Here is a 26,084-nt window from a genome sequence, read left to right on the forward strand (position 1 = left end):
ATGAGGTCGGGGCTGCTGCACGCCGCTGGAAAAGTCTGGCCGCCGTGCGGGCGTGCTCTCAGGCGAACGGCTGCGAGGCGTCGTCGAGGGCGCCCAACTCCTCGTTCGTCAGGCGCAGGGAGGACGCGGCCAGCAGGGCCGGCAGTTGCGCAGGCCTCGATGCCGAGGCAATCGGGGCGGTCACACCCCTGGCCCGCAACCATGCGAGGGCGACGGTGGGAATGTGCGTGCCGTGGGCAGTGGCGATCCGGTCCAGCGTGTCGACGACCTCCAACCCGTCCGCCGTCAGATAGCTCTGGGCGGCGTCCTGCCGCGCCGAGCCCTGCAGGTCCTCGGGTGTGCGGTACTTGCCCGTCAGGAACCCGGAGGCCAAGGAGTAGTAGGAGAACACTGCGGCGTCGAACTCCGCCGCGAGAGGCCGGTACTCCTGCTCGTACTCCTTGCGGGCCACCAGGCTGTACTGGGGCTGGATCGCGACCGGGATCGTCCTGCCGTCCTGTCGCGCGGTGGTGAAGAACTCCCGCATCCTGGCGGGGGAGTAGTTGGACAGGCCGACTCCACGGATCTTGCCGCTGCGCACGAGCTCGTCGAAGGTGTCCACCTGGTCGGAGATCTCCACGGACTCGTCGTCGTAGTGGGCGTAGTAGAGATCGACGTGGTCGGTCCGCAGGCGCTTCAGGGAGGCCTCCAGCGAGGCCACCACAGTGTCGTGAGCCAAGCCGGTGAACTCGGGGTGAGCTCCGGTCTTGGTGGCGATAACGACCTGGTCACGATTGCCGCGGGCGGCCATCCACGCTCCGAGGATCTCCTCGGACTCCCCACCGGAGTGCTCCGGTACCCATGAGGAATACATGTCGGCGGTGTCCACGACGTTGCCGCCGGCGTCCTGGAACGCGTCGAGCACGGCGAAGGACTGCTCTCGGCCGGAGGTCCACCCGAAGGTGTTGCCACCCAGGTGGAGCGGGACGATCGGAGCCCCGAGGCTGGGGTTGGAAACGGTGGTGGTCATGTCTCTCTTTTCTTGATGCGGTTCTCCTGCCGTGTCGATCCGTTTCGGCGCGGCGGCCCTACTGATGCAGTGCCTGAGGCGAGGGCCGGCCGGCGGCGTGCTTCACCGGACCGGCCCCCTGACCATGTGCGTTCAGCTCGTGGTCCAGGCACCGGTGACGTCACCAGTGGTGGTGAACTCGGCGATGTTGGTCAGCGCGTACGACAGGGCGGCGCGCTGCCAGTCGGCATTGATGCTGGACGTGGCGTCGGTGACCAGGATCGGGCGGTAGCCGTGGTCGGCGGCGTCCCGCACCGTGTGCTCCACCGCCATGTTCGTCCAGACGCCTGCCACGAGGAGGTCGGTCACGCCGGCGTTGCGGAGGAGGGTGTCCAGGCCGGTGCCGTTGAAGCCGCTCATGCGGTTGCGGATCAGGACGGGCTCTTCCGGCAGGGCCTCCAGGCCCTCGAGGGCCTCAGCACCCCATGATCCCAACTTGAGCGACTCCGGTCCGATCATGCGGAAGATCGGGGCATTGTCGCCGCCGTAGCTGCCGCCGGGGTAGAACACGATGCGGTTGTGGATGACCGGCATCTCCCGTGCCCGGGCCCAGTCGAGGAGCTCGCGCACGTTCGGCACGAGATTCTGTTCTGCGGCATGATCGGCTGCTCCGGAGGCGGCGAACGCGCCGTCGGGGTGGACGTTGTCGTTCTGCAGGTCCACCAGCAGCAGGGCAGTGTTCGTGGGGTCGAGGGTAGTGATGTCCATGGGTGCTCCTCAGGGGTCGTGGGATGTCGTCGGGGACCGGGACGAGCGGCTGACCGGTTGCGTCGCGACTGGGTCCGTGGTCAGCGTCTCGAGGGACTGCCAGATTCCGCGCTTGTGGTCGGCGGTGGGCCGATCTCTCGGTCAGGTCCTGGTCCGGCAATGACGACATCCACACTACCTCGGTTCGAGGTATAGTCGTGGCCATCATGCTTGAACTGGCAATTCTGGGATTCCTGGCGGAAGCTCCGCTGCACGGGTACGAACTGCGGCGCCGGGTGGCGCACTTGTCGGGCCACTCACGGCCGGTCAGTGACGGCAGTCTGTACCCTGCGATCAATCGGTTGGTCCGTCAGGGGTTGCTGGAACGACGCACCGAAGCCGGCAGGGCTGCCGCCCAGCGTCACGTGCTGCACCTGACGGAGGCCGGCCGGACCGATCTGCTGCAACGGCTGAGTCGGCCGCCCGAGCAGGACATCACCGACTTTAACCGCTTCGCTGTGGTCCTCGCCTTCCTCTCCCAGCTTCCGGACGTCGCCGACCAGCATGCCGTCCTCTCGAGGCGACTCGCCTTCTTGGAGGAGCCGGCCAGCTTCTTCTACGACGGCGACCGCCCCCTGCGTGAACGAGAGATGGCCGATCCCTACCGGAAGGGCCTCTTCGTCGTCGCGCGGGCCACGAGCCGGGCCGAAAGGACCTGGTTGCGCGGCGTCCTGGGCGGCGACCACACCCACGACTGATCAGGAGGCGATGTGCGCGCAGTCTGGTACGAGCAGCAAGGTCCGGCCGGTGATGTGCTCCAGGCAGGGGACTTGCCCGATCCCGAGCCGGGGCCGGGGGAGGTCCGGGTGCGCCTGCGGTATTCCGGGGTGAATCCGGGGGACACGAAGAAAAGGCGCGGCTGGCTGGGGTCGACCATGGCCTTCCCCCGGGTGGTCCCGCACAGTGACGGGTCCGGTGTTCTCGACGAGGTGGGACATGGTGTGGACTCGTCGAGGATCGGGCGGCGGGTCTGGGTCTACGGTGCCCAGTCCTACCGGCCTCTCGGCACCGCCGCCCAGTACACCGTGGTGCCCGCCGAACAGGCGGTCGATCTGCCTGACGAGGTCGATGACCTTCTCGGGGCATGCCTCGGCATTCCTGGGATCACGGCCCACCGTGCCGTCTTCGGCGACGGCCCGGTGGATGGGGCGACCGTGCTGGTGCACGGAGCCATGGGGGCGGTCGGCTCGTTGGCCGCCCAGCTCGCCCACCATTCCGGGGCTCACGTCGTCACCACCGTCCGGCGTTCCGAGGATACGTTCCGGTTGAGAGGGACGGCGTTCGGGCACACGGTGGCCCTGGGAGAGCCTGACCCTGCCGGCGCCGTCCGCGCACTGGCGCCGGACGGTGTGGACCGGATCGTCGAGGTTGACTTCGCCGGCAACATCGACTTGGACGCCGCCGTGGCGAAGAACGGTGCCGTGATTGCCGCCTACGCCAGTGGCCGCGACCGGCCGGATTTCCCGTTCTGGCCAATGCTGTTCGACAACATCACGGTCAGGCTCCTCGGCAGCGACGACTTCCCGCCCGCAGCCAAGCGGCAGGCGGCCAGTGACCTCACCGCTGCCGCGCAGGTCGGTGCGCTGAGCATTCCCGTCCGTCCGCCGTTCCCTTTCGAGCAGGTCGCTCTGGCACACGACCAGGTTGACGCCGACAACCGGCGCCGCGTCCTCCTCTCCATTCCGGACTGAGAGTTCGCTGCGGGCCCGGCCCGGGCGTCCAGCGGTGACAGAGAACATGCCGGGCGGGTGAAATTTCGAATCGAAATACCTCGTTTCGAGGTATATCCTCGATGAGGTCCTGCCCGCGACCCGCCAGCACGAGCTGTTCCCTCGAGCGGTCAACGCCGCAGTGAACGACGTCGCCCCGTGCGTGTCGTCCTCGTGGTCCTGGACCAGCCCCGTCGCTCCATAGCTGTCCCACATGCCGGGCTGGCTCCGATGCGCCGCCGGTACGCAGCCGTGCCTGTGGGCCGGCGCCACACCAGCACCCCGGTGAAGCCCATGCTTCTGTCCCGACCCGAAAGTCAGCCATGATCGAGTTCCAGTCCGTCACCAAGACCTACGCCGACGAGTCGGTCGCGGTGGACGACTTCTCCTACACGGTCCCCTCGCACCGGACCGTGGTGCTCGTGGGCTCCTCGGGTTCCGGCAAGACCACCCTGTTGCGGATGGTCAACCGGATGCTGGACCCCACGTCCGGGGTGGTAATAATCGACGGGCAGAACGTGCGGTCCCTCGACAAGGTGCGGCTGCGCCGGTCGATCGGCTACGTGCTGCAGGCGGGTGGGCTGCTGCCGCACCGCACGGTCCTCGACAACGTCGCCACCGTCCCCGTGCTCAACGGCACCTCGAAACGCCAGGCGCGCTCGACGGCCCTGGAGATGCTGGAGCGGGTCGGACTGAGCACAGAACTTGCCGTTCGGTATCCCGCACAACTGTCCGGCGGCCAGCAGCAACGCGTCGGCGTGGCACGGGCTCTGGCCGGCGCGCCCGACATCCTGCTCATGGACGAACCCTTCGGGGCGGTGGACCCCATCGTGCGCACCGGCCTGCAGGTGGAGCTGCGGCGGCTGCAAGCCGACCTGGGCAAGACGATCGTCTTCGTCACCCACGACATCGACGAGGCCTTCGCCCTCGGGGACGAGGTGGTCGTCCTGCGCTCCGGAGGGCGGATCGCCCAGACCGGGACACCCGCTCATCTCCTCGCCCACCCCGCCGACGACTTCGTGCGGCAGTTCATCGGAACCGACAGCGCCAAGCGCACTCTGCGCATCGAGCAGCTCGAAGGTCGACAGATCGTCGTCGACCGCGACGGGCGCCCCGCGGGGCTGCTGACACCATGACGTGGCTGCTGCAGAATCTGCCGCTGGTGGAGGAACTGCTCCTGACCCATCTGCTGCTGAGCCTGGTGCCGGTGGTCGCCGGGCTCGTCGTCGCCCTGCCGCTGGGCCGGTTCGCCTTCCGCCGCCCCGCCCTCGGGGCGCCCCTGCTCGGTGGCGCGGGCGTCCTGTACGCGATCCCCTCTCTGCCGCTGCTCATTCTGATCCCCACGGTGTTCGGCACGCCCCTGCGCTCCGCCGCGACCATGACCATTGCCCTGACCGTCTACGCCGCGGCGTTGCTCGTGCGCACAGCCGCGGACGCGTTCGCCTCGGTCCCCGAGCCGGTGCGCCAGTCCGCCACAGCGCTCGGGTACTCCTCGTGGGCGCGCTTCTGGCGGGTGGAGCTGCCCCTGGCCGGTCCGGTCCTGCTCGCCGGGGTCCGGGTCGTGGTGGTGAGCACAGTCAGTCTTGTCACCATCGGTGCGGTGATCGGGATCCGCAGCCTGGGCACCCTGTTCACTGACGGCTTCCAGCGCGGTCTCCCCGGAGAGGTCCTGACGGGGCTGGTCCTCACGGTCGCTTTGGCGCTCGCCCTCGACGGGCTGTGCGCCGCGCTGGGCCGCTCGGCCATGCCATGGACCCGCCCGGGGCGACGACGTCCGCCGATGAAGACCCAAACCCGGACGATGCCATGAACCTCCTGACCGAGGCCCTGATCTGGATCGGAGACCCCGAGCACTGGGCCGGCACCGAAGGCATCACCCGCCGGCTGCTCCAGCACCTCGGCATCGTGGCACTGGTGGTGGTCCTCGCCGCAGCGATCGCCCTCCCCGCCGGGGTCCTGGTCGGCCACACGGGCCGAGGGCGCGGCCTCGTCGTCGCCACCGCGGCCGCCGGCCGGGCGGTGCCCACCCTGGGGCTGCTCACCCTGATCGGTCTCCTCGTCGGGATCGGGCTGCAGGCACCCGTGCTCGCCCTGGTCGTGCTGGCGATTCCCTCGATGCTGGCCGGCGCCTACTCCGGCGTCGAAGCCGTGGACCCGGCCACGGTCGACGCAGCTCGAGCTGTGGGAATGACCGAGTGGCAGATCGTCCGTCGCGTCGAGCTGCCGCTGGCCGGATCGGTCATCGTCGGTGGCCTGCGCTCGGCCGTCCTGCAGGTGGTCGCCACTGCCACGCTCGCCGCCTACGTCGCGGACAGCGGTCTCGGCCGGTACCTGTTCACCGGACTGAAGGCTCGCGACTACCCCCTGATGCTCGCCGGATCCCTGCTCGTCGTGCTCCTCGCCCTCCTGCTCGACGGTGCGCTGGGCCTGGCGCACCGCGGGATCACCCGGGCCACCACTCCTGACGCACCCCCGCGTCGCTCCACCCCCACGGAAGGACTCCGATGAACCCCCGTACCCTGCCCGCGCTCGCCGGCACGCTGCTCGCCGGCACCTTGATGCTGACATCGTGCTCCGGTGCCGATCCCCTGTCCCAGGCCTCCGGTGACTCCACCGACGGGGCCGGGGAGAAACCGACCATCGTCGTGGGTTCTCAGGACTACTACTCCAACGAGATCATTGCCGAGGTCTACGCCCAGGCCCTGGAGACCCACGGGTACACGGTGGAGCGACAGTTCCGCATCGGCCAGCGCGAGGTTTACCTGCCCGAGATCGAGAGCGGCGAGATCGACCTGTTCCCCGAGTACACGGGTCCACTGCTGCAGTACTGGAAGCCTGACACCACCGCCCGCCTCACCGAGGACGTCTACGCGGAACTTGCTGGCACCGTCCCGGAGGGCCTGCGGGTCCTCGACCAGTCCTCGGCCACTGACCAGGACTCCTATGTGGTCACCCGTGCCTTCGCGGAGACCTGGGACCTCACCGGCATCGGCGATCTGGCGGACGTCACGGAGCCGCTGACCCTCGGCGGCAACTCCGAGGGCGAGACGCGGCCGAACGGACCGCGGGGGCTCCAGGAGGCCTACGACGTCGACGTCGACTTCACCCCGATTGAGGACGGCGGCGGCCCGCTGACGGTCAAGGCCCTGCGGGACAACAGCATTCAGCTTGCCATCGTCTACACCGCCGACCCCTCAATCGCAGCGAACGACCTCGTCTCCCTCGAGGACCCCGCCGGCCTCTTCCTTGCCTCGCATGTCGTGCCGCTGGCCAGCGACGACGTCGACGAGGCCGCCGCCGAGATCATCAACGAGGTGGATGCGGCGCTGACTCCGGAAGGGCTCATCGCGCTGAATGCTCGGAGCGTGCAGGAACAGGCCCCGGCCGGGGCGATCGCGGCGGCGTGGCTCGCAGAACAGGACCTGTTCTAGGGACGAATCTGCCCCGTGCCGAACCGCATCGGGTCCGTGCCGTGGGACGAGCTCGATCAGCCGCGATGTGTGCCACAGGACGTATCCCCGTCGATGCCGACGGGGATGCGTCCTGTGCCGGGAGTGCCTTTTCCGGCTGGTCTTCGGTGACGACTTGGGTCCTATTTGGTCTGGCCCTCCTTGGCGAGGACGTAGTCGTAGACGACCTCCTCGCCCGCCCCGCCGTCGGTGCGCGGCTTCGGGTCCAGCATCAGCTCGGGCTTGACCGCCGAGGCGATGTCGTCCTCGTTGTGCGGGTCGCCCGGGAAGTACAGCTGCTGGGTGACCAGCTGGTACCCGGGGGCGGAGACCTTGATGTGGATGTGCGCCGGGCGCCAGGCGTGCCAGCCGGCCGCAGCGATCAGCTGCCCGCAGGCCCCGTCGGTGGGGATCTGGTACGGGGCCGGGCGCTTGGTGTTGATCTCGAAGCACCCGTTCTCGTCGGCCTGCACGGCGCCGCGGAACAGCCACTCGGGCAGCTCCGGGGCGTACTGGGAGTAGAAGCCGTTGGCGTCGGCGTGCCAGATCTCCACCTGGGCGCCCTGCAGCGGGTTGCCCTCGGTGTCGGTGAACCGGCCCTTGAACAGCAGCGGGGTGCCGGGCTCGTCCTCGCGCATTTCAAGGGTCGCCGGAGTGGGCAGCACCGGGGCGCCCGGGACGTAGTAGGGGCCCTCGATGGCGCCCACCGCACCGGGTCGGTGCTGGGAGTTGACGTCCTCGATGGTGTGCTCCAGCCACACGTCCCGGAACAGCGGCCACTCCCCGTCGGTGCCGACCTTGATCAGCCACGCCTTCAGCGCGTTGTACTCCTCGTAGGTGACCTCGTGCTCCACGGCGATGTCGTTGATGGCCTTGATGGCCTCACCAGCCAGCAGACTCACCCGTTCCTGGGACACCTCCAGGGAAGTCAGCTTGCCGGCCTGGGCGAAGCGCTCGGTGGCCTTGGACCCGGCCTCGACCGCGGTGCCCTCGTTCTCCTTGCGGTGTTGCTCCTGCGTCTCGGTCATGATGTTCTCCTCGTCGATTGTCGGATCGGATGATGCTGGTCCGGCCCCGTCCCCGGGCCCCGGGAGGGTTCCGGCACGGGGCCGGCCGTGCGCCCGCGCGGGGATGGGGGGTGGCAGTCCGGGACGACATGCTCACGGCTGTTGCCCGGTGCTGTCGGATCGCGCAGGAGGACGCCACCGGCGTCGGCCGGTCCCCGCCTCGTAGGCCTGCGGGGAGGGATAGCTCACGAGCTCCACCGTGCTGCCCCACGGGGTGCGGGCGTACAGATAGCGGTTACCGGGGCCGGCGTCCCCTCCGGGCAGCTCGCCGGGTGGGCTCAGCAGCCGGCCCCCGGCGTGCTCCAGCCGGTCTGCGGCCACGTCGATGTCATCGACGTAGACACAGAAGTGCTGGAGGCCGAGATCGCTCGGCACCACCGGGTCCCGCTGGGCGGTGCCGGAGTAGGTGAACAGCTCCAGGTTGGCTCCCTCGCCCAGGCGCAGCATGCGGATCGCCTCGATCCTGGCCCCGGAGGGTATGCCGAGGCCGGCCTCGACCTCGGGGCCGGCGAGGGGTTCGTCGAGCATGTCGTAGATCTTCGCGGCCCCGAAGGCCTCGGCGAAGAACTGGGTGGCCTGCTCGAGGTCGGGCACGGTGATGCCGATGTGCTCAATGGCGCGGACTGTCATCGGTTTCTCCTCTCAGATCTGGGACGCAGCCCAGAAGCCGGACTGGGTCGCCTCGTACATCCGTCCGCCCCGCAGGCGGGTGCCGATGATGTGCACGCGGTCGTCGTCGACAGTCTCGGACAAGCCCTCGTCGGACGCACGGTCCTGTGCCCACACCACCCCGGGGCCGGTCGGCGCCTGCTGTCCGGTGAGTACGGTGACGTGCTTGGCGGCGAGCAGCTGGGTTAGATGAGCGCGCTGCATGTCGTTGGTGTCCAAGCCGATGTCATCGCTCGGGGAGGAGAGGGTCACCTCCCGGCCCTGTTCGGCCAGCCACAGGGCGGCGAACAAGGCGATCTCGGTGTCCCCGTGGACGGTGACCTGCTGTGCATCGGGAGCGCGGCGGGTGGCCAGCATCTCCACGGCGTCCAGCGCGTCGTCGGGTGCCCCCGTGCTGACGGTCCCCGTAGCCAGCAGAACGGTGTCGTAGTCGGCCAAATCCGTTTCCTGGACTTCGGTGCCCAGCCGGAGATCGACACCGGCGTGGTCGAGCTCGGTGCGGTAGAAGTTGATCAGGGTCGAGATCTCCGTGTTGAGCACCTCGGCCGCGGCCCAGGACCGGAGCTGACCGCCGATCTCCGCTTCGCGTTCCACCAGTGTCACCGCGTGCCCGCGCTCGGCTGCCAGCATGGCCGCCTCGCACCCGGCGGGTCCGGCCCCCACGACGAGCACCCGCTTGGAGACCGGCGCAGGGCGCCGGGCTTCCGAGGCTCGTTTCTCCTGGGAGAGGGCGGGGTTGATGACGCACTGGGTGCGCTGTCCGTTGAACATCCACCGTGAGATGCACTCGTTGACCGCAATGCAGCGTCGCACGCGAGAGGTCTCCCCGCGCCGGGTCTTCTCCACCGCTGCCGGGTCGGCCAGCTGGGCACGCCCCAGGGCGACGAAGTCGAGCTCGCCGGCGGCCACGTCGTCGTTGAGCTCGTCCAGCAACCAGGTCAGCCGGCCGACGCCGATGACAGGCACGGACACCCGCTTCTTCACGGCCTTGGCGTAGTGCAGCAGGTTCCCCGGGGGATGCATCGGCAGCAGGACGTCGGCGGTGTCGTAGTTGCCCGCCGATACATCGAGGGCGTCGACGTACTCCTCGAGCATCTCGCAGAACGCCAGCCCGTCGTCGAGGGACAGGCCGCCCTCGTACGGCTCCTCGACGCTGAGGCGGTAGAGGACGGGGAAGTCAGGGCCGACCTGATCCCGCACCGCCCGGACCACCTCGAGGGCAAAGCGTGCCCGGTTCTCCAAGGAGCCGCCGTATTCGTCGGTGCGCTTGTTGGTCTTGGGGGAGAGGAACTGGGAGAGCAGGTATCCGTGCGCACCGTGGAGCTCCACCGCGTCGAAGCCGACCTCTTTCGCCCGCCGGGCGCCCTGGGCGTAGCGCTGGATCAGTCCCGGGATTTCCTCCAGTTCAATCGCCCGAGGAGCCGTGCCGAAGGCGCTGGTGATACCGGCGGTCGGGGCGATCGGGGGCTCATTGCGCTCCGTGTTGCCCTGGGAGTTCTGACGGCCGGTGTGGTGGAGCTGTACGGCGATCTTCGCACCCTCGTTGTGCACGGCTTCCACCAGGTCGGCCAGTCCGGCCCGGAACCGGTCGTGGTCGATCCGGATGGGGTGGCCGACTGTGCGGCCGAGCTCCCAGTCGACCGATGTGTTTTCCGTGATGAGCAGGCCGGCGCCGCCGCGGGCCCGCTCCCGGTAGTACTCGATGAGCCGGTCGCTCACCTCGCCCCACGTGCCGGCGTACTGGGTAAAGATGGGGGACTGGACGAATCGGTTCTTCAGGATCATCCGGCCGATGCGGCCGGGCTGGAACAGGGCGCTGTGCTTCACCGCGCTGTGAGGTGATGTGCTGAGCATCTCGACTCCTTCATTGCCGGGAGGTGCCTCCTCGGTTGTCAGCAAGTATTGAAGGGCCGCAGGGGTTGAAACTTGCCGTGATGCGCACAAGAACGCGCACCACGTGCACAGTGTGAGCTAGGTCATGTCTGGCGCTGTGCGTTCCGTGCCGCCCGGGGCGACAGGCCGAAGGCGGCGCGATAGGCGCGGCTGAAGGAGGACGGGGTGTCGAACCCGCACCGGTGAGCAATCACGGTGATGGACAGACCTGTGGCCGACATCAGCAGTTGGTGCGCCGCTTCCTGGCGTCGGCGCATCAGGTACTGCCGGCAGCTCTCGCCCGTCTCCTGGAACAGCAGATGCAGATAGCGGGTGGACACCGCGTTGGCCGAGGCGATGGTGTCCACGGTGAGCTCCGAGTCGCCGAAGTGTGCGTCGATGAAGGCCCTGATCTCCATCAGCCTGATCGTCCGGGTGTCCAGGACCACGTTCGAGGACGCGCCGATCGCCGAGGTCAGCAGGTCAACGGCGACATGTCCGGCTGTCGCGGCGGCGGTGCCATCCAGGTCCTCGGTCGACGTCGACGTCTGCAACCACGAGAAGAGCAGGCGCAGGCTGGGGGAGTCGGGCACGGTGCGGGCGACGATCGCATCGAGATGGGGCATGGTGTCGCGGCACAGGTCGCGCGGCATGAAGAACGTGGTCTTGACGAGGTCCTGACCGCTGACGCACTCCCCGGGACGCACACCGTCCCAGATCACCGCGGTGCCGGCGTCGACCTGGGCGCGTCGGCCGTGCTGTGTGAATGTCTCCGTGCCGCGCCGCACCAGAAGAACCGCTACGTACTCTCCGTCCGTCCGCCGGATCTGTGGGGCATCACGTCGCCCTGCCATGCCTCCGAGACGAGAGTCCACGGCCCACGCCTCACCCAGATGGACTGTCTTGTGCTCCAGTACGCTGCCGCGGGAGACGTCCAGCCGCCACGGCAAGTGGCTGGTCGAGAAGTCTTCCACCATCTCATCGCTCACAGCAGCTGTTATCGACACGGGTGGCGTCCTCCTCCGGCGGGGGGTGGGATCCCCTGGTATTGACCGTCCCGACGTCCGTTCTGTCACCAGACACCGCCACGGCGCGTCGGCCGCGAGCCAGAAGCGCAGATCGGGCGCTCCCATCAACTTGAATGTGATGTACGTCCCATCACTGCGGTCCAGTGTAGCGGTGGACCATGCCCTCTGGGTCGAGGTCTTCGAGGTTCCGGACCGGTGCTACGTCAGGGGCGTGCCAGGGAGCGGAGCGAGGCCACGAAGGAACCGACTTCATCGCGGCCTCATGTCCAAAAAGCCCCTCATGGCCGGGCAACGGGCCGGCCTACCGAGGGCGAAGTCGGGTTGCTGGAGGGACAGGCCGTGTACGTGTTGCTCTGCAGTCGGAGTGAGGACCTTCAGGACTCCGAAGGAGTGGCTCCATGTGACCGCCGTAGGGGTAATCACGTGGAGGATGGCGGCAATTCCTCGGTGTCCTTCTCCAGGCCGTTCGAGGGAGGAGGTCCACGCGTGGACCAAGACCGCGTGGGGGACCACTGACCGCCGGCCGGTATCGAAGCGGTCCGCATCCCATGAACTCGATGACCGGCCGAGGATGTCGACGCCCTGTTATCCGTCCTGGGCGTGCTTATGCTGGGTCGACGGAGTGCATCCAGCGGATCTGCTCGGTTCGGCACTGACGGCTACGACCATGGGACAAGACGTTGGACATCAAGGAGCTGGAAGCGTTCGTCGCAGTGGCCGAGGAGCTGCATTTCAGTCGGGCAGCGCAACGACTCCAGATGGCCCAGCCTCCGCTCAGTTACCGCATCCAGCAGCTCGAGAAGGAACTCAAACTTAAGCTGTTCGTCCGCAACACGCGCTCGGTGACTCTCACGGACGCGGGGGAGCGTCTCCTAGGACCGGCGCGAAAGGTGCTGGCCGATGTGGAACTGGCTCACGCGGCGGCTCGTGCTCTGACAGCAGGGGAGTCCGGTCGGGTGCGGCTCGGCTTCGCCGGCGCCTCCAGCAGCAAGATCCTCCCCACTCTCGCCCAGGAGGTGCGCCGCCGATACCCCGGTATCGATCTGGTGCTGCAGGGGCAGACCTATGCCGGTGCTGCGCTCGACCAGGTGGTGCGCGGCCAGTTGGATCTCGGTTTCGTCCGGCTCCCCGTGCGGCACTCCGACGTCAGCTATCGCGTCATCGAGCACGAACGGCTCATCTGCGCACTGCCGTCCTCCCATCGGCTGGCTGGGGAGAAGGAGATCTCGCTGGCCAGTCTGGCCGACGACCCCTTCATCAGTTTTCCGGCGGAAGGCGGTTCCACCCTTCGGGCTGCCCTGCTGGACGCCTGTGCCAAAGCGGGAGTATCACCGAGGATCGTTCAAGAGGCTCCTGACTCCTACACCATTCTTGCCCTGGTCGCCGCGGGGGCCGGGGCCACGTTGACGTTGACCTCTGTGCGGCACGTCCAGCCCACGGGTGTCGCCTACATCCCCATCTCCGGGGAGCCGATCTGGTTGCACGCCGCACTGGCATGGCGCACGGACAACGCATCCCCGGCTCTCGAGCGGGTGCTGGACATCTGCGCCGAGGTCCTGCCGGAGCCAGCACTCTGAGGGCCTCCTCGACAGTCCGGGTGAACCGTGCATCTAAAAATGGTCATAGTCGATCAGTGACTGGTATTTCCCTCATATAGACGGCCGTTCTAGCCTTCTGGGGAGATGTAGCGCGCATCACACCCCTCGGGTGCTGGCGATGGTGCTGCGGCAGTCTCCCTCTCCATGCCATGGCGCTGAGCGCTCAACACGCCTGTGACCGCGCCATGTGCTACTCGATCGACCTCGACCAACAGTGAGGCCAAAGCCATGACAGTGAACGACCCGCCCACCACGACCGAGGTGGAAGCCAAGGAATTCGGCGGCTCAGCAGGCCGTCAGAGGCCGGGGCGGCTCCCGGCTCTGCGCTGGGCCGAGCTCCCCAAACCCGTGAACTTCCGCAGGATGGCGGGCCCCGGGGTCATCCTGGTGGCCGTGGGCATCGGATCGGGCGAGTACATCTCGCATCCCTACATCACCAGTCAGGTCGGACTCACGTGGTTGTGGGCCGCAGCGCTGGGCATCGGCATTCAGTATTTCCTCAACACCGAAGCGGCTCGATATTCTCTGGCCACCGGCGAGACGGCGATGACCGGATTTGCGCGGCTCTGGCGTGGATGGGCACCGCTGTTCATCGCGATGACCGTGATCCCGTTCGCCTGGCCGGGCTGGATGAGCAGTGCGGCCACCATGGCGACGTTCACCGCGGGAGGCCGTGGCAACGTCCAGTGGATCGCCATCGGTGGGCTCGTGGTGATCGGTCTGGTGCTGACGCTCTCGCCGATTGTGTACAAGACCGTCGAAAAGCTGGAGTTCCTCAAAGTCATCGGCATCCTGATCTTCGCCGTCATCATCTGCCTGGTCGTCATCGGCTGGGGTCCGTGGACCGCCCTGCCGGCGGACACTGCCCAGGGCTTCGGTCGTCTGCCAGAGGGGATTCCGGTGGAGTTCCTGGTGACCTCGGTCGTCTTCGCCGGTGGCGGCGGTGTCATCAACCTGACCGTCAGCAATTACACCCGGGACAAGGGATGGGGGATGGGGGCGCACGCTCCCCGCATCGTCTCCCCGATCACCGGTCATGAAGAGGCCGGCACCGCCACTGGAACGCAGTTCCTCATGACCCCGGAGAACCAGTCCCGCTGGAAGACCTGGTGGAAGAACGCTTGCGCAGAACAGTTCTGGACGTTCTTCGTGGTCGGGCTGTTCAGCATCACGATCTTCTCCCTGCTCGCCTACCGCTTGATCCCTGTGGGCAGCTACGAGGGCAAGGCCGACCTGTCCTTCATCCAGGTGCAGGCCGGCGTCCTCGGCGATCAGTTCGGGGGCGGGCTGCAGTTCTTCTACCTGCTCATCGGCACCGTCGCCCTCATGTTCGCGAACCTTGCCGTGGTGGATCTCGTGGCTCGGGTCGTCTCGGACGTCCTGACCGTGAACTACCTGCACGGGCACGCGTTCTGGACGGAGGCCAAGATTTACAGCACCTTTGTGTGGATCATGGTGGGGCTGGGCATCGTCATCCTCGGCGTCGGCATCACCCAGCCGATCACCCTGCTGGCCATGGCGGCAGTGCTGAACTGCGGAGTCATGGTCGTCTACTCCATCCTGCTCGTGGTGCTCAACCGACGTCTGCACAAGGTGATCCGCATGCCGGGCCACCGTGTGGCCGTCATGGGCATCGCGACCGTTTTCTACTCGGTCGTGGCGGTCTACACCCTGGTGATCCAGGCGCAGAAGCTGTTCGCCGCCTAGCGCGAGACAGTCCACGGCGGTGGGCCGGGCAGCGATGCCCGGCCCACTTCCTTGTTCCGTCCTGATCCGAAACGCATGGGCGGGCCAGGCTGCGACACCGTCAACGACTGTCGGCGGATGCGGTCCCGAGCCGCGCACGTGTTCACCGGGCGCCGTCCGTCAGCCGGGGCCAGTGAGGGTGAGCGGCACCGTCTGTCCTGGCAGATCATTTCGGCCTCGGTGGAGGCTGTGCAGTAGTCAGAGGATGGCGACGGCATTGGCCGGTGAGCCGACTCCTCCGGGCAGCTTCAATGGGGTGGCGACGACCATGAAGTCGTACCGCCCCTCGGCGGCGCAGGTGTCGGCAAGCTCGTCCAGTTGCCACAGTTCACCGATGACCAGTCCCAGCATCGGGATGAGAATGCGGTGGAGCATGCCGGTGTGGGAGGAGACCGGGAGAATTCCGTCGAGCTCGGCTCTGACCCGCAGGGCGGAAGCTGTCGCCGGCCAGGCCTCCAGCGCCACATTGTCGGCAGCGGCGACGGCGACCCGGTGGTCCCAGAGCCAGGCCGCGGTCTCATGGCTCGCCTCCAGCCCCACCGACACCAACGGGACCGGTGCTTCGGAGGTCGCGTCGACGTCGCCTGCGTTCGATGCGTCCCGAAGCTGCGCGAAGCGGTGTCCCAACCATCCGAAGCGGATCAGCAGGATGTCGCCGGGTTCGAGGTCGACGCCCTGATGGACTGCCGTCTCCTCCAGCACCTGGGCAGGGACGGGCCGTGGATCGGCATGGTCGATCGGCTCTCCACGACGAGCGAGGTACCGTTCGACGTCCAGGAGCACCCCACGGCCGGCGATGCCGTGCTCGGCGAAGCGCTGGACGCCCAACAGGGGATCGCCGGCGATCAGCCTCTGTGGATCCGCATGGTTGTAGAAGCCGTGGTCCGGGTGCCCGAAGTGGCGGAGGCCGTCGATTTGACTGGTGGCCTGGGGAAAAAGGTTGTCGATCCGGTCGTCGCGGTGGAACTCGTTCAGGCCGAAGACGCTGTGCTGCAGGGCGCCGCGGTGAGGAATCAGTGGCTGGGGAAAGGCGTCCAGGGGAAGATCCAGTGAGAACGTCCGGCCGCTGCGCACGAGACCGGCTGCCCGGACCCGGTGCTCGGGCGCGAGAAAATTGAGTGTACCGATCTCATCATCGGTGCCGAACAGTCCCCAACTGCTGCCCGGGGGTGCATTGGTCCGGGCAAGGAGGCTCTCATAGCTGGGAACGTCGGTAGGCCGGGGCATGCGTTGTCCTCTCGTGGTGTGGTGATGGACTATCGACGATTGTGCCGATCAAGTCCACGGGAATGTAAGAGCCACCGGCGAGCAGGGTTGTCCGCCTGAGGCCGTGCAGTCATGTCGTGCTGTGGGTGCGCCTGGGCCGGGAGGCCTCGATCTGGCGCATGGGAGGGTCTTCCCATGGCATCCGCATCGCCTCCAGGCCCACGGCACGGAGGCGATGCGGTGCGCTGCAGCAGCACGTGGATCAGTGCTCTAGTGTGGCTGTGCCCTCAGGAATGCGGTCCAGCGCCGGAATGAGCAGGACCTTGCAGGCCTCTCCCTGGAGCAGTGCGATGGCCTCGTCCAAGGCCGAAAGCGGAAGGCGGTGCGTGATGAAACGCGTGAGGTCCAGTTTGCCGCTGGCGACGACCGCTACGAGCTGTTCCCACGTTTCCCACAGAGCGCGACCGAAGCTGCCGCGGAGGGTCAGGCCCTTCTTGATGAGGTAGGCGGCCACATCCAGCTCGATCGGGCGGCCAGGAATGCCCACGGCGACAACAGTCGCCTCCTTGCGCACTGCCTCCAACAGCGATCCCATGGCGGCCGGAACGCCGGAGGCCTCAAAGGCAACATCGAATCCGTTCTTGTCGCCGGAGACTGTGCGACAGTGCGTCACGACGTCGTCCTCCGGGTGCATTGCCGTGGCGCCGAGTCCTTCGGCGAGCCCGCGGCGGTATGCATTGGGCTCGACGACGACCACGCGGGCGGCTCCCATGACGTCGACAAGGGCGGCGATAAGCAGGCCTACGGGCCCTCCGCCGCTGATGACCACGTCGGCCCCTGCAGGATTGAGACCCGAACGCTGGATGGCGTGCATGGCGACACCAGCCGGCTCCAGCAGGGCCGCCTGATCCAGAGGAAAGCCGGCGGGCAGTTTGAAGCACGCCGAGGCGGGGGCTACGAGACGCTCGGCGAAGCCGCCGTCGACGTGCAGCCCGAGAAGTTGCATGTTGAGGCAGTTGTGGGAGGCGCCAGTGCGGCAGGGATAGCAGATGCCGCACGCCCAGTGAGACTCCAAGGCGACCGTGTCTCCGACGGCGAGGGACGTCACGCCGGCTCCGACCTCGAGCACCGTTCCGGAGCATTCGTGGCCCATGACACCTGGGATGTTGAGCTTGAAGGCTTGAGCCATGGGGGTGTACTCGTAAATCTCACGATCGCTGCCGCACACGGATGCCGCGGCCACTTGGATCTTCACCTGTCCCTCGGCAATTTCCGGTTCGGGATGGTCGGTGACGTATCTCGCTCCGCGGCTGGGATTGTGCTTGAGGACAGCGCGCATCAGTCTGCCTTTCGAGGCGTGGGGAACGGCGACAGTGGGAGTCAGTACTTTTCAGGAGAACATGGTGGGTGCCGGAGCGGATCTGTCGGTGCGATAGGCGGTGAGCTTGTCCTCGTCGACGGTGGTGCCGACACCCGGTACCCGGGGGGCTGCGATGCGCCCGTCGGAAATGATGATCGGTTCGGCGAGGAGATCGTCGGCCATGTCCAGGAAGTTGGACAGCTCGGCGGCGCGTCGGGAGGTGTGGGCGAAAGCGGCGCCGAAGACCACGGAGGCGATCGTGCCTACCTGGGTGTCGATCTGGTTGCCCACGTACACGTCGACACCCATGCCCTCGGCCATGCCGACGATTTTCGCGGCCTCGGTGAACCCCGAGCGGGCCGTCTTCAGCGCCAGCAGGTTCGCCCCGCCGGTGAGCAGCTCCCGGGCGGCCTCCCCCAGGGTCGGGGCGGACTCGTCGGCGGCGATGGGGATCATCGACCTCTCCACCAGCCGGCGGCGGCCGAGCACCTCACGGGCGTCGTCGGGCTCCTCGAGGAACTGCAGGCCCAGATCGTCCGTGCGGCGCAGCACCTCCATGGCCTCGTTGGCGGACCAGCCGCGGTTGGCGTCCATGTAGAGCTCGGCGTCCTCGCCCAGGCCCTCGCGCAGCACCCTGGCGGCCTCGACGTCCAGAGAAAGGGGGTGCCGGCCGGTCTTGAGCTTGAACGTGGTGATGCCGTAGGTGTCGCGGATCTCCAGCGCCAGGTCCAGCAGCTCGGCGGCGGGCTTGAAGCCGAGCATGTGCGAGACGCGCATCGAGTCCGTGAAGCCGCCCAGCAGCTTCGTCACCGGCTGCCCCAGCGCCTGGCCGATGACGTCCCACAGGGCGATGTCCACCGCCCCCTTGGCGGTCTCGTTGTGGATCGTGCGGGCCAGCACGGCCTGGACCTTCTCACGGTCGAGGACGTCGAGTCCCACCAGTTGCGGGGCGAACAGGTCCTCCACGACCGCCACGATGGACTTCTGGGTCTCCCCGTAGGTGTAGGGCCGCGGCGGGGCATCGGCCGTGCCCACCACTCCGTCGTCGGTGGTGATCCGCACCAGCACGTGATCGGCCGTGAGGACCTCACCGCTGGCGAACTTCAGAGGAGTGACATAGGGGATCTCGTAGGGAATGGCTTCGACGCGCTGGATCTTCATGGGGCTGTGACAGCTTTCTCGTGACGGACAGTTTTTCGAACAGACCTGACGTGCACCGATATCCGGGCGAGGGGGAGACTCCTTCGGCCGGGTGGAAGTCGGGAGTCACAGGGCCTTGCCCACTGTCCGGCCTCACAGCACGCGGACCGACGTCTTGCCTCTGCTTTCGGCGGAGCCCATCGTGCTCCGGATCCGAATCCCAGCCCTGAGCGGGCCGGCGCCGCGGAGCAAGGAGATTCGGCCAGAACCTCGGAACTCGCACCGGAAGGGAGGGCGCAGTCACCCTTGACCACTCCAACGCGCTCGTTCCGTTGTTCCCTCCCGGTGCCGGAGGGTCGTGCTCCCACCTTCCCAGTCCCTATTGCACAGCGTCCAATACCAATCCACCACTCGGCCATACAAAGTTCAGATGGATAGGCTGTGGCGCCGCATACGCCGGTGACCGCGACGTCCGGTGTGTCATCTAATTTCAGAATGAACAATCGGAAGATCGGTATTGGATTCCAATCAATTCCTTGGGCAGACTTGTGACATCCGCCACCGGATCCATAACATCCGCCACGCCAGGATCACGCGTGGCGCCCCCAACGCCAACTCTTCGGGAGACCTGCGTGAAACTCCGCCTTCATCATGTGAATGTCTGCACGGACGACATGGGACAGCTCGACTCGTTCTACGGCACCGTCCTGGGGCTGCAGCAACTGCCCACCCCACCGATGGTCGGACAGTCCGAGGCCGACACCGACGGTTCCGCTGAATGGGGCGGAACGGCCAGCTTCTTCGTGGCCGGGCACGAGTCCGAGCTGCAGATCCACGCCACTCGCCGTCGCCCCGATGCCTCGTACGAGCACAAGCAGTACGTCAACCCGCTGCTGAACGGTCACTTCTGCTTCCGCACCGACGACATCGAAGCTGTGCTGCGCCGGCTCGAGGAGCACGGCGTGCCGTACTCCGACTACGGCTACTGGGCCCTCAAGGGATGGCGGCAGGTGTTCCTGTCCGATCCGGCCGGCAACATCATCGAGATCCACCAGGTCGATGGCGTGGAGGAGCTGGAGGAGTTCGTGCCCTCCGGACCGCTACGCCTTCATCATGTGAATGTCTGCACGGACGACATGGGACAGCTCGACTCGTTCTACGGCACCGTCCTGGGGCTGCAGCAACTGCCCACCCCACCGATGGTCGGACAGTCCGAGGCCGACACCGACGGTTCCGCTGAATGGGGCGGAACGGCCAGCTTCTTCGTGGCCGGGCACGAGTCCGAGCTGCAGATCCACGCCACTCGCCGTCGCCCCGATGCCTCGTACGAGCACAAGCAGTACGTCAACCCGCTGCTGAACGGTCACTTCTGCTTCCGCACCGACGACATCGAAGCTGTGCTGCGCCGGCTCGAGGAGCACGGCGTGCCGTACTCCGACTACGGCTACTGGGCCCTCAAGGGATGGCGGCAGGTGTTCCTGTCCGATCCGGCCGGCAACATCATCGAGATCCACCAGGTTGATCAGTCATGAGCACCGACAACGCGCAGCGGCGGGCCGTCATCGTCACCGGTGCCAGCGGCCTCGTCGGAGGAAGCGTCGCCCGGACCGTGGCGGAGGCGGGTTATGAAGTCGTCCCGGTAGATGTGCGAGCCGGCACGGTGGACGGGCTCGACGTCACGGCCTGCGACATCACCGACACGCAACAGGTGGTCCAGCTCATGGAGAGCATCCAGACCGGCGGGGCACAGCTGTACGGACTCGTCAACGCTGCAGCCGTCATTCCGACGGCCGGCTTGTGGGACGTCCAGGTCGACGAGTTCATGACCGTCTTGAAGATCAACACGTGGGGCAGTCTCAACATCGCCCGCGAGGCATCCAAGCTGATGGCCGCCGGCGGGGCCGGCCGCATCATCAACATTGCCTCTGTGGCCGCCTACACCGGAGGGCTGGTCGGAGGACCTCACTATGCCGCCTCCAAGGCCGGGGTCATCGTGCTGACCAAGGTCCTGGCCAAAGAGCTGGCAGCCCAGGGAATCACGGCCAACGCGATCGCCCCAGGGGCTCTGGACAGTCCTGCGACGCAGGCATTGCCGGACGAGGCGCGCACCGCGTTGGTCGATCGCATTCCCGCGGGCCGATTCGGCACGCGTGACGAGATCACAGGGGCCGTCACTTACCTGCTGACGTCGGCAGCCGGCTACATGACCGGGGCGACCCTGGACATCAACGGCGGCGTCCACCTTCGTTGAGGAGCCTGTCGAGGCCGCACCGTGCCTCGTCCGGTCCGGGAGTGCGCTCCTACGGCCGCGCATGAAAACCCCTCGACACGGGCATGGGCAGGACGAGGGCCCGGTCTCTCCGGCGATCCCTCCACCGTCCTCGTGAAGAAGTTCCCGAGGACTACTGCCCGCCTCAATCCTGCTGTCCGCACGGTCACCCACTGCTGACGGCATCATCGTCCAGCTTTCGGCGTGTTCGCGCCTTGAACGAAGCCCAGAGCAACTACCTAGTGGAGTCAACCGTGAAGAAACATGCTCTCGTGACCGGAGGGTCGGGCGGCATCGGCCTGGCCATCTGCGAAGCCCTCGACGCCTCCGGATACCACGTCACCTCCATTGATCGTGTCGAGGGGCGCTACGACACGCTGGCGGGAGACTTGTCCTCAGCGGACACCGCGGCGCAGCTAGCCGATGAAGTTCTGGACCGCGTGGGCCGAGTCGATGTTCTGGTCAACAATGTAGGCGCAGTGTTCCCAGGTGCACTTGCCGACCTCGACCCCTGCTCCATGGAGGCGTCCTTCCGCCTGAACTTGATGCCCGCAGTCATCCTCAGTCAGAAGATGACTCCCGGCATGGCGAAGGCGGGCTGGGGCCGGATCGTGAACATCACGTCGCGGGCAGCACTCGGCAAGGCCGAACGCACAGCTTACGTCGCGGCCAAGGCCGGACTCATCGGACTGACGCGAGTGTGGGCTCTCGAGTACGCTGCCGCGGGCATCACCGTGAACGCGGTGGGACCCGGCCCCATCGAAACTCCCCTTTTCGCCGGCGCGAACTCGCGGCCGTCCGACGGAACCGACCTGGCGGAGTCCGTGCCGGTGAGACGGATGGGCAAGCCGTCCGAGGTGGCCCACGCCGTGGACTTCTTCGCTTCCGAGGAAGCCGGATTCGTGACCGGACAGACCCTCTATGTCTGTGGTGGCATGACGGTCGGTGCCAACCACTTCTGACGGAGCGGCAGCACTCGCTTGCCACGCCGATGCTGACGGACCGCTCTGTCGACCTTGTCCTGTGCAGCGCGGGACTCGCGCACCGGATGAATCACGCGGGGGTTCCGCACGAGCAGCTCAAGACAGCCAGGTGTGCTCCGCCCGTCAGAGACCGTAGCGGCGGATCCGCTCGTAGAGCGTGCCGCGGGAGATCTGCAACCGGTCGGCCGCATCGGATTTGTTGCCGGCACATGCATCGAGAACGGCCGCAATGACCTCCCGTTCGGCGGTCTCCAGCGGGCTCAGCGGGGCCCCGGCGGCCACCGGCACCCCACCTCTCAGCGAAGCTTGCGCGAAGGCTGCGGCGTCGACGTGTCCGACGACGAGAGAGCACCCGGCGGAATCATCGCCGGGAACCACGGGCACGACGCGGGCATGCCCCCCGGCAGGCAGTGCCACTTCTGCGGCGCCGGATCCCGCACGCTCCAGCAGCGCCCAGATCGCTGCCCGTTCGCCGATGGCCGGACCTGTTCCGTCGGCGATCACGGTGTGGCGGTCCAGGGTGACAACGGCAGCTCGGGTGCCCGCCTTGACGCGCAGATGTGCCTCCATCAGGCGGCGGTGCCGCGCCTGTGAGGCGCGGCTCAGCGCGGTCTGGACCTCGCTGATCACGTGACTCAGCGCAAGCCTCAGATAGGGATTCGCCTCGTTCGCCAGGCACGTCACATTCACGGCGCCCAGCACTTCCCTGGACGCAGGGTGGAGCAGCGGGCCCGCCGCGCAGGTGAGTCCTTTCCACCGCTCGTCCTCGTGGTCGGTCCCGTGGATGATGGCGGCGGTACGGCGGTCCAGGGCGAGGCCGATGCCGTTGGCCCCGGCGGCTCCGATGGCCAGGTCCACGCCGGCGTGGACGTCGGCTCGCTGAAGCTGGCGCCTCAGCCGGTCGCTCGACGACCACTCGTACACGACGCGCCCGTCGGCGTCACTCAGCGCGAGCCATGTCGTCGTGCCTTCCAGGGCGGACCTCGTGGAGGTCAACGCCTTGGTGGCAACGCGCACCAAGGGCGCGGTGCCTCGATCTGGATCGGTCATCATTCCTCCGCGGCCTTGCGGTGAGTGGAACTGTGAGCCTTGTGCCGACTGTTCAAGTTCTGCACACATCCTCCGGGAAGTGTGCCCGTCGTCACAGTATGGGAGCACCCATCCCGCCATGAGGGCGTCATGACGACGCCACCGCTGTGCGGGCCACCCGACCGAGGAGCGACAGACGATCATGGTAGGACGCGTACAGGACAAGAGAATTCTGATCACCGGGGCCGGCAGCGGCATGGGCCGCACCATCGCCCTGAAGCTGGCTGATGAGGGTGCCAAGGTCGTGCTCTTCGACCTGAACGTGGACGCAGCCCAAATTGTCGCCGACGACATCGAGACTAAAGGCGGCCGGGCAATCGCTGTGGGCGGCAACGTCACGCAACGCGGCGACGTCGCCGACGCGGTGCAGAAGAGCGTCGACGCCTTCGGCGGACTCGACGTCCTCTTCGCCATCGCGGGCATCATCAAGCCGATGCACTTCCTCGACGTCACGGAGGAGAACTGGCGGATGACTCTGGACGTCAACGGGCTCGGCACCCTGATCTGCCAGCAGGAGGCGGCCAAGCAGATGATCGCTCAGGGCACCGGAGGCAAGCTCATCCTGACGTCGTCGATCGCCGGGCGTCAGGGCTACCCGAACTTCGCCCCGTACTGCGCCAGCAAGTTCGCCGTGACCGCGCTGACCCAGGCGGCTGCCCGGGGCCTGGCCGAGCACGGCATCACCTGCAACGCTTTCGCCCCCGGCGTCGTCGACACTCCACTGTGGAAGAAGCTCGACCTGGACCTCATGGAGCTCGGCGACAGCAAGGCGCCGGGCGAGGCGTTCTCGGAGTTCTCCAGCGGAATTCTCGCCGGCCGCCCCGGCACCGCCGACGACGTCGTCGGCACAGCGCTGTATCTCGCCTCCGGCGACTCCGACTACATGACCGGACAGATCGTCATGATCGACGGCGGCATGGTCCTCGTCTAGAGGACCCGGCGTCGTCCGTTGCATCGAACCGCGAGAAAAGGAACGAAGAACATGGAACGCACAGAGAACGGAAAAGTCGCGCTGGTCACCGGCGGCGGGCAGGGCATCGGCCGGGCGATTGCCGAGCGGCTGCACGCCGACGGCTTCAAAGTCGCGATCGCGGACCTGAACATGGAGACGGCCGGTGCTGTCGCGGAGAGTCTCGGCGGCAAGGACGGCGGAGCCATCGCCCTGCACGTGAACGTCGCCGACCGTGACAGTGTGTTTGCCGCTGTCGCCGAGGCGGCCTCCGCGCTCGGCGGCTTCGACGTCATCATCAACAACGCCGGCATCGCTCCGCAGTCTCCCATCGAGGACATCACGCCCGAGAGCATCGAGATGATCTTCTCGATCAACTTCAACGGCGTCGTGTGGGGCATCCAGGCGGCCACGAAGGCGTTCAAGGATCTCGGCCACGGCGGCAAGATCATCAGCGCCGCATCGCAGGCGGGCCACGTCGGAAACCCCGGCATCGCACTGTACTCGGCCACGAAGTTCGCAGTACGCGGCCTCACGCAGAGCGCAGCGCGGGATCTGGCTCCGCACGGGATCACCGTGAACACGTACGCCCCGGGCATCGTCCGGACGCCGCTGATGGAGGATCTCGCCAAGAAGACCGCGGCGTCTGCCGGGCAGTCCGAGGAATGGGGCTGGGCGCAGTTCACCCATGGCATCACGCTCGAGCGGCTGTCCGAGCCGTCCGAGGTGGCGGGCATCGTCTCTTTCCTGTCCGGGCCCGACTCGGACTACATCACGGGACAGTCGATCCTGGTCGACGGCGGCATGGTCTTCAACTAGGAAGGAGCGGACGCACGAATGAGTGACCCCTGATCCTGCTCGCAGGAGGGGTCGCTCGACGACGGTGCGCAGGCGGCGCTGGGATGTTCTCACGAAGACCTACTTGATGGCGGTTGCGCTTTCGCCGGCGGTGGGCCGGAGCGCATCGGTGCGTGTCGGGTGGATGGCCGCAGGAATCGAGCGGTGATGCCCGGACGACGACGGAGCCGAGTTTCGCAGAGCGAAGCCCGGCTCCGTCGAGGCGCTTTCAGATGATCCGCGGGCCGATCACCGGTGGACGTCGATCACGACCTTGATGACCTCGTCCTTCTTCTCGATCACGGTCCTGAACGCCTCGACCACGTCCTCCTGCGGGAAGTGGTGCGTGACGACCGGGGTCGGATCGTATTTCTCGTCACCGAGGTAGGACACGACCTGCGCGATGTCGTCGTTGTCGTAGGCGGTGGAGCCGATCATGGTGAGCTCCGAAAGGACGAACTGCGTCTGCGGGGCCTCGATCGGCCGGGGGGTCAGTGCCAGGACGACCATGCGGGAACCGGCCTTGCCGCCGCGGAGGTAGTCCGGGATGGCTGTGGGGGCACCGGCCGAATCGAAGTAGATGTCCACGTCCGGGCGCTGCTCACCGAGGAAGTTGGCCACGGTGCCGAACTTCTCCTTGGCGAACTCGATCGGGTCGACATCCTTGCCGTTCACCGGGATGCCGCCCATCTGCCGCACCACCTCCAGCTTGCTGGGGATGATGTCCGAGACGATGACCTCTTCCACCCCATTGGCCTTCAGATTGGCCAGCACACCCAGGCCCACGGCACCGGCGCCGAACACCAGGGCACGCTCACCCGGCGTCGGCTCAGCCAGGTTCACCCCGTGGTTGGCCACGGAGAAGGGCTCGATCACCACTGCCTTGTCGAAGCTGACATTGTCCGGCAACGAGTGCAGGTTGTAGCCGATCGCCGCGTCCTGAACCGAGATGTACTGCGTCAGGCCGCCGGCGGAGTCGGTGATCTCCAGCTTGGTCCGACCGTCGTCACCGCGCTTGGAGGTGGAGGCGTTCACGAACACCCGCAAGCCCGGGACGATCCGCGGATCTTCCACCTCCGCACCCACCTCGACGACTTCGGACACGAATTCGTGGCCGACCAGTCCACCGGGAAAGATGCCCAGGTCATCGCCACCCTTCGTATAGGCGCTGATGTCGGTACCGCAGATACCGGTGCGCATGTTCTTGACCAGCACGTCCTTCGGGCCGATCTCGGGAATCGGGCGATCCTCGACGACGAGTTCACCGATGCCCTTGTAGACAACTGCACGCATGATTCCAGCTCCATTTCTGTTCGGA

Annotated in this window: 24 protein-coding genes; 13 read left to right on the top strand and 11 right to left on the bottom strand. The window is 67.0% G+C overall.

Annotated features, from left to right (window positions below; all coding sequences use genetic code 11):
• Nucleotides 1-58: 58 nt before the first annotated feature.
• A complete protein-coding gene (locus RF644_RS05960; RefSeq protein WP_368795819.1) occupies nt 59-1,009 on the bottom strand; it encodes an aldo/keto reductase in 951 nt (316 codons plus the stop codon).
• Between the two features lie 132 nt (nt 1,010-1,141).
• The gene (locus RF644_RS05965; protein ID WP_368795820.1) at nt 1,142-1,756 is read right to left on the bottom strand and encodes a cysteine hydrolase family protein; all 615 of its coding nucleotides are present in this window, start codon (nt 1,754-1,756) and stop codon (nt 1,142-1,144) included.
• Nucleotides 1,757-1,962: 206 nt separating this feature from the next.
• Here RF644_RS05965 and RF644_RS05970 point away from each other — a divergent pair, with 206 nt between their 5' ends.
• From RF644_RS05970 to RF644_RS05995, 6 genes are all read left to right on the top strand, one after another.
• On the top strand, nt 1,963-2,493 hold the full coding sequence (locus RF644_RS05970) for a PadR family transcriptional regulator (protein ID WP_368796162.1): 531 nt from the start codon (nt 1,963-1,965) through the stop codon (nt 2,491-2,493).
• Nucleotides 2,494-2,505: 12 nt separating this feature from the next.
• Nucleotides 2,506-3,486 carry an NADPH:quinone reductase gene (locus tag RF644_RS05975; RefSeq protein ID WP_368795821.1) on the top strand — a complete coding sequence of 327 codons (981 nt, stop codon included), beginning with the start codon at nt 2,506-2,508 and terminating at the stop codon, nt 3,484-3,486.
• A 341-nt stretch (nt 3,487-3,827) separates the two neighbouring features.
• Nucleotides 3,828-4,640 carry an ABC transporter ATP-binding protein gene (locus RF644_RS05980; protein ID WP_368795822.1) on the top strand — a complete coding sequence of 271 codons (813 nt, stop codon included), beginning with the start codon at nt 3,828-3,830 and terminating at the stop codon, nt 4,638-4,640.
• Nucleotides 4,637-5,314, top strand: coding sequence for an ABC transporter permease (locus RF644_RS05985; protein WP_368795823.1), 678 nt, complete (start codon nt 4,637-4,639; stop codon nt 5,312-5,314). The genes RF644_RS05980 and RF644_RS05985 overlap by 4 nt, the downstream gene beginning before the upstream one ends.
• Nucleotides 5,311-6,012 carry an ABC transporter permease gene (locus tag RF644_RS05990; protein WP_368795824.1) on the top strand — a complete coding sequence of 234 codons (702 nt, stop codon included), beginning with the start codon at nt 5,311-5,313 and terminating at the stop codon, nt 6,010-6,012. Before RF644_RS05985 ends, RF644_RS05990 begins: the two co-directional genes overlap by 4 nt.
• Complete coding sequence (locus RF644_RS05995) at nt 6,009-6,935, top strand: ABC transporter substrate-binding protein (RefSeq protein ID WP_368795825.1); 927 nt, start codon at nt 6,009-6,011, stop codon at nt 6,933-6,935. The genes RF644_RS05990 and RF644_RS05995 overlap by 4 nt, the downstream gene beginning before the upstream one ends.
• Nucleotides 6,936-7,096: 161 nt before the next feature.
• On the opposite strand, the gene catA is transcribed toward RF644_RS05995, so the two are convergent.
• From catA to RF644_RS06015, 4 genes are all read right to left on the bottom strand, one after another.
• The gene (gene catA, locus RF644_RS06000) at nt 7,097-7,981 is read right to left on the bottom strand and encodes a catechol 1,2-dioxygenase (protein WP_368795826.1); all 885 of its coding nucleotides are present in this window, start codon (nt 7,979-7,981) and stop codon (nt 7,097-7,099) included.
• 132 nt (nt 7,982-8,113) lie between these two features.
• A complete protein-coding gene (locus tag RF644_RS06005; RefSeq protein ID WP_368795827.1) occupies nt 8,114-8,650 on the bottom strand; it encodes a VOC family protein in 537 nt (178 codons plus the stop codon).
• A 12-nt stretch (nt 8,651-8,662) separates the two neighbouring features.
• Nucleotides 8,663-10,543, bottom strand: a complete 1,881-nt coding sequence (locus RF644_RS06010; RefSeq protein WP_368795828.1) for an FAD-dependent oxidoreductase — start codon at nt 10,541-10,543, stop codon at nt 8,663-8,665.
• Between the two features lie 122 nt (nt 10,544-10,665).
• Entirely contained in the window at nt 10,666-11,550 is an 885-nt protein-coding gene (locus tag RF644_RS06015; protein WP_368795829.1) for a helix-turn-helix domain-containing protein, read from the bottom strand.
• A gap of 719 nt (nt 11,551-12,269) precedes the next feature.
• On the opposite strand from RF644_RS06015, the gene RF644_RS06020 reads away from it, so the two are divergent.
• Nucleotides 12,270-13,166, top strand: a complete 897-nt coding sequence (locus RF644_RS06020) for a LysR family transcriptional regulator (RefSeq protein WP_133410734.1) — start codon at nt 12,270-12,272, stop codon at nt 13,164-13,166.
• 249 nt (nt 13,167-13,415) lie between these two features.
• The gene (locus RF644_RS06025; RefSeq protein ID WP_368795830.1) at nt 13,416-14,894 is read left to right on the top strand and encodes an Nramp family divalent metal transporter; all 1,479 of its coding nucleotides are present in this window, start codon (nt 13,416-13,418) and stop codon (nt 14,892-14,894) included.
• A gap of 237 nt (nt 14,895-15,131) precedes the next feature.
• Here the strand turns inward: RF644_RS06025 and RF644_RS06030 are convergent, their stop codons facing one another.
• The 3 genes from RF644_RS06030 to RF644_RS06040 all read right to left on the bottom strand — a co-directional run bounded on the left by RF644_RS06030 (nt 15,132) and on the right by RF644_RS06040 (nt 18,660).
• A complete protein-coding gene (locus RF644_RS06030; protein ID WP_368795831.1) occupies nt 15,132-16,160 on the bottom strand; it encodes a cyclase family protein in 1,029 nt (342 codons plus the stop codon).
• A 241-nt stretch (nt 16,161-16,401) separates the two neighbouring features.
• Nucleotides 16,402-17,478: a zinc-binding dehydrogenase gene (locus RF644_RS06035; protein WP_368795832.1), complete on the bottom strand. Its 1,077-nt coding sequence runs from the start codon at nt 17,476-17,478 to the stop codon at nt 16,402-16,404.
• A 51-nt stretch (nt 17,479-17,529) separates the two neighbouring features.
• Nucleotides 17,530-18,660: a mandelate racemase/muconate lactonizing enzyme family protein gene (locus RF644_RS06040; protein WP_368795833.1), complete on the bottom strand. Its 1,131-nt coding sequence runs from the start codon at nt 18,658-18,660 to the stop codon at nt 17,530-17,532.
• Between the two features lie 632 nt (nt 18,661-19,292).
• On the opposite strand from RF644_RS06040, the gene RF644_RS06045 reads away from it, so the two are divergent.
• From RF644_RS06045 to RF644_RS06055, 3 genes are all read left to right on the top strand, one after another.
• On the top strand, nt 19,293-20,171 hold the full coding sequence (locus RF644_RS06045) for a VOC family protein (protein WP_368796163.1): 879 nt from the start codon (nt 19,293-19,295) through the stop codon (nt 20,169-20,171).
• The gene (locus RF644_RS06050; protein ID WP_368795834.1) at nt 20,168-20,890 is read left to right on the top strand and encodes an SDR family NAD(P)-dependent oxidoreductase; all 723 of its coding nucleotides are present in this window, start codon (nt 20,168-20,170) and stop codon (nt 20,888-20,890) included. The genes RF644_RS06045 and RF644_RS06050 overlap by 4 nt, the downstream gene beginning before the upstream one ends.
• A 272-nt stretch (nt 20,891-21,162) precedes the next feature.
• Nucleotides 21,163-21,870, top strand: a complete 708-nt coding sequence (locus RF644_RS06055) for an SDR family NAD(P)-dependent oxidoreductase (protein WP_368795835.1) — start codon at nt 21,163-21,165, stop codon at nt 21,868-21,870.
• Between the two features lie 144 nt (nt 21,871-22,014).
• Here RF644_RS06055 and RF644_RS06060 read toward each other — a convergent pair whose 3' ends face one another.
• Nucleotides 22,015-22,941: a helix-turn-helix domain-containing protein gene (locus RF644_RS06060; RefSeq protein ID WP_368795836.1), complete on the bottom strand. Its 927-nt coding sequence runs from the start codon at nt 22,939-22,941 to the stop codon at nt 22,015-22,017.
• Between the two features lie 181 nt (nt 22,942-23,122).
• On the opposite strand from RF644_RS06060, the gene RF644_RS06065 reads away from it, so the two are divergent.
• Both RF644_RS06065 and RF644_RS06070 read left to right on the top strand, forming a co-directional pair.
• Entirely contained in the window at nt 23,123-23,911 is a 789-nt protein-coding gene (locus RF644_RS06065) for an SDR family NAD(P)-dependent oxidoreductase (protein ID WP_368795837.1), read from the top strand.
• A 51-nt stretch (nt 23,912-23,962) separates the two neighbouring features.
• Complete coding sequence (locus RF644_RS06070; RefSeq protein ID WP_368795838.1) at nt 23,963-24,748, top strand: (S)-acetoin forming diacetyl reductase; 786 nt, start codon at nt 23,963-23,965, stop codon at nt 24,746-24,748.
• A gap of 267 nt (nt 24,749-25,015) precedes the next feature.
• Here the strand turns inward: RF644_RS06070 and RF644_RS06075 are convergent, their stop codons facing one another.
• A complete protein-coding gene (locus RF644_RS06075) occupies nt 25,016-26,059 on the bottom strand; it encodes a zinc-binding dehydrogenase (RefSeq protein WP_368795839.1) in 1,044 nt (347 codons plus the stop codon).
• Nucleotides 26,060-26,084 lie beyond the last annotated feature (25 nt).

The sequence above is a fragment of the Kocuria sp. CPCC 205258 genome (genome assembly GCF_040981005.1).
Taxonomy (GTDB): domain Bacteria; phylum Actinomycetota; class Actinomycetes; order Actinomycetales; family Micrococcaceae; genus Kocuria; species Kocuria rosea.

What these genes read in the sequence shown, in the direction of transcription:
- RF644_RS05960 (WP_368795819.1), bottom strand. Translation starts at nt 1,009, where the DNA reads ATGACCACCACCGTTTCCAACCCCAGCCTCGGGGCTCCGATCGTCCCG.
- RF644_RS05965 (WP_368795820.1), bottom strand. Translation starts at nt 1,756, where the DNA reads ATGGACATCACTACCCTCGACCCCACGAACACTGCCCTGCTGCTGGTG.
- RF644_RS05970 (WP_368796162.1), top strand. Translation starts at nt 1,963, where the DNA reads ATGCTTGAACTGGCAATTCTGGGATTCCTGGCGGAAGCTCCGCTGCAC.
- RF644_RS05980 (WP_368795822.1), top strand. Translation starts at nt 3,828, where the DNA reads ATGATCGAGTTCCAGTCCGTCACCAAGACCTACGCCGACGAGTCGGTC.
- RF644_RS05985 (WP_368795823.1), top strand. Translation starts at nt 4,637, where the DNA reads ATGACGTGGCTGCTGCAGAATCTGCCGCTGGTGGAGGAACTGCTCCTG.
- RF644_RS05990 (WP_368795824.1), top strand. Translation starts at nt 5,311, where the DNA reads ATGAACCTCCTGACCGAGGCCCTGATCTGGATCGGAGACCCCGAGCAC.
- RF644_RS05995 (WP_368795825.1), top strand. Translation starts at nt 6,009, where the DNA reads ATGAACCCCCGTACCCTGCCCGCGCTCGCCGGCACGCTGCTCGCCGGC.
- catA (WP_368795826.1), bottom strand. Translation starts at nt 7,981, where the DNA reads ATGACCGAGACGCAGGAGCAACACCGCAAGGAGAACGAGGGCACCGCG.
- RF644_RS06005 (WP_368795827.1), bottom strand. Translation starts at nt 8,650, where the DNA reads ATGACAGTCCGCGCCATTGAGCACATCGGCATCACCGTGCCCGACCTC.
- RF644_RS06010 (WP_368795828.1), bottom strand. Translation starts at nt 10,543, where the DNA reads ATGCTCAGCACATCACCTCACAGCGCGGTGAAGCACAGCGCCCTGTTC.
- RF644_RS06025 (WP_368795830.1), top strand. Translation starts at nt 13,416, where the DNA reads ATGACAGTGAACGACCCGCCCACCACGACCGAGGTGGAAGCCAAGGAA.
- RF644_RS06030 (WP_368795831.1), bottom strand. Translation starts at nt 16,160, where the DNA reads ATGCCCCGGCCTACCGACGTTCCCAGCTATGAGAGCCTCCTTGCCCGG.
- RF644_RS06035 (WP_368795832.1), bottom strand. Translation starts at nt 17,478, where the DNA reads ATGCGCGCTGTCCTCAAGCACAATCCCAGCCGCGGAGCGAGATACGTC.
- RF644_RS06040 (WP_368795833.1), bottom strand. Translation starts at nt 18,660, where the DNA reads ATGAAGATCCAGCGCGTCGAAGCCATTCCCTACGAGATCCCCTATGTC.
- RF644_RS06050 (WP_368795834.1), top strand. Translation starts at nt 20,168, where the DNA reads ATGAGCACCGACAACGCGCAGCGGCGGGCCGTCATCGTCACCGGTGCC.
- RF644_RS06060 (WP_368795836.1), bottom strand. Translation starts at nt 22,941, where the DNA reads ATGACCGATCCAGATCGAGGCACCGCGCCCTTGGTGCGCGTTGCCACC.
- RF644_RS06065 (WP_368795837.1), top strand. Translation starts at nt 23,123, where the DNA reads ATGGTAGGACGCGTACAGGACAAGAGAATTCTGATCACCGGGGCCGGC.
- RF644_RS06070 (WP_368795838.1), top strand. Translation starts at nt 23,963, where the DNA reads ATGGAACGCACAGAGAACGGAAAAGTCGCGCTGGTCACCGGCGGCGGG.
- RF644_RS06075 (WP_368795839.1), bottom strand. Translation starts at nt 26,059, where the DNA reads ATGCGTGCAGTTGTCTACAAGGGCATCGGTGAACTCGTCGTCGAGGAT.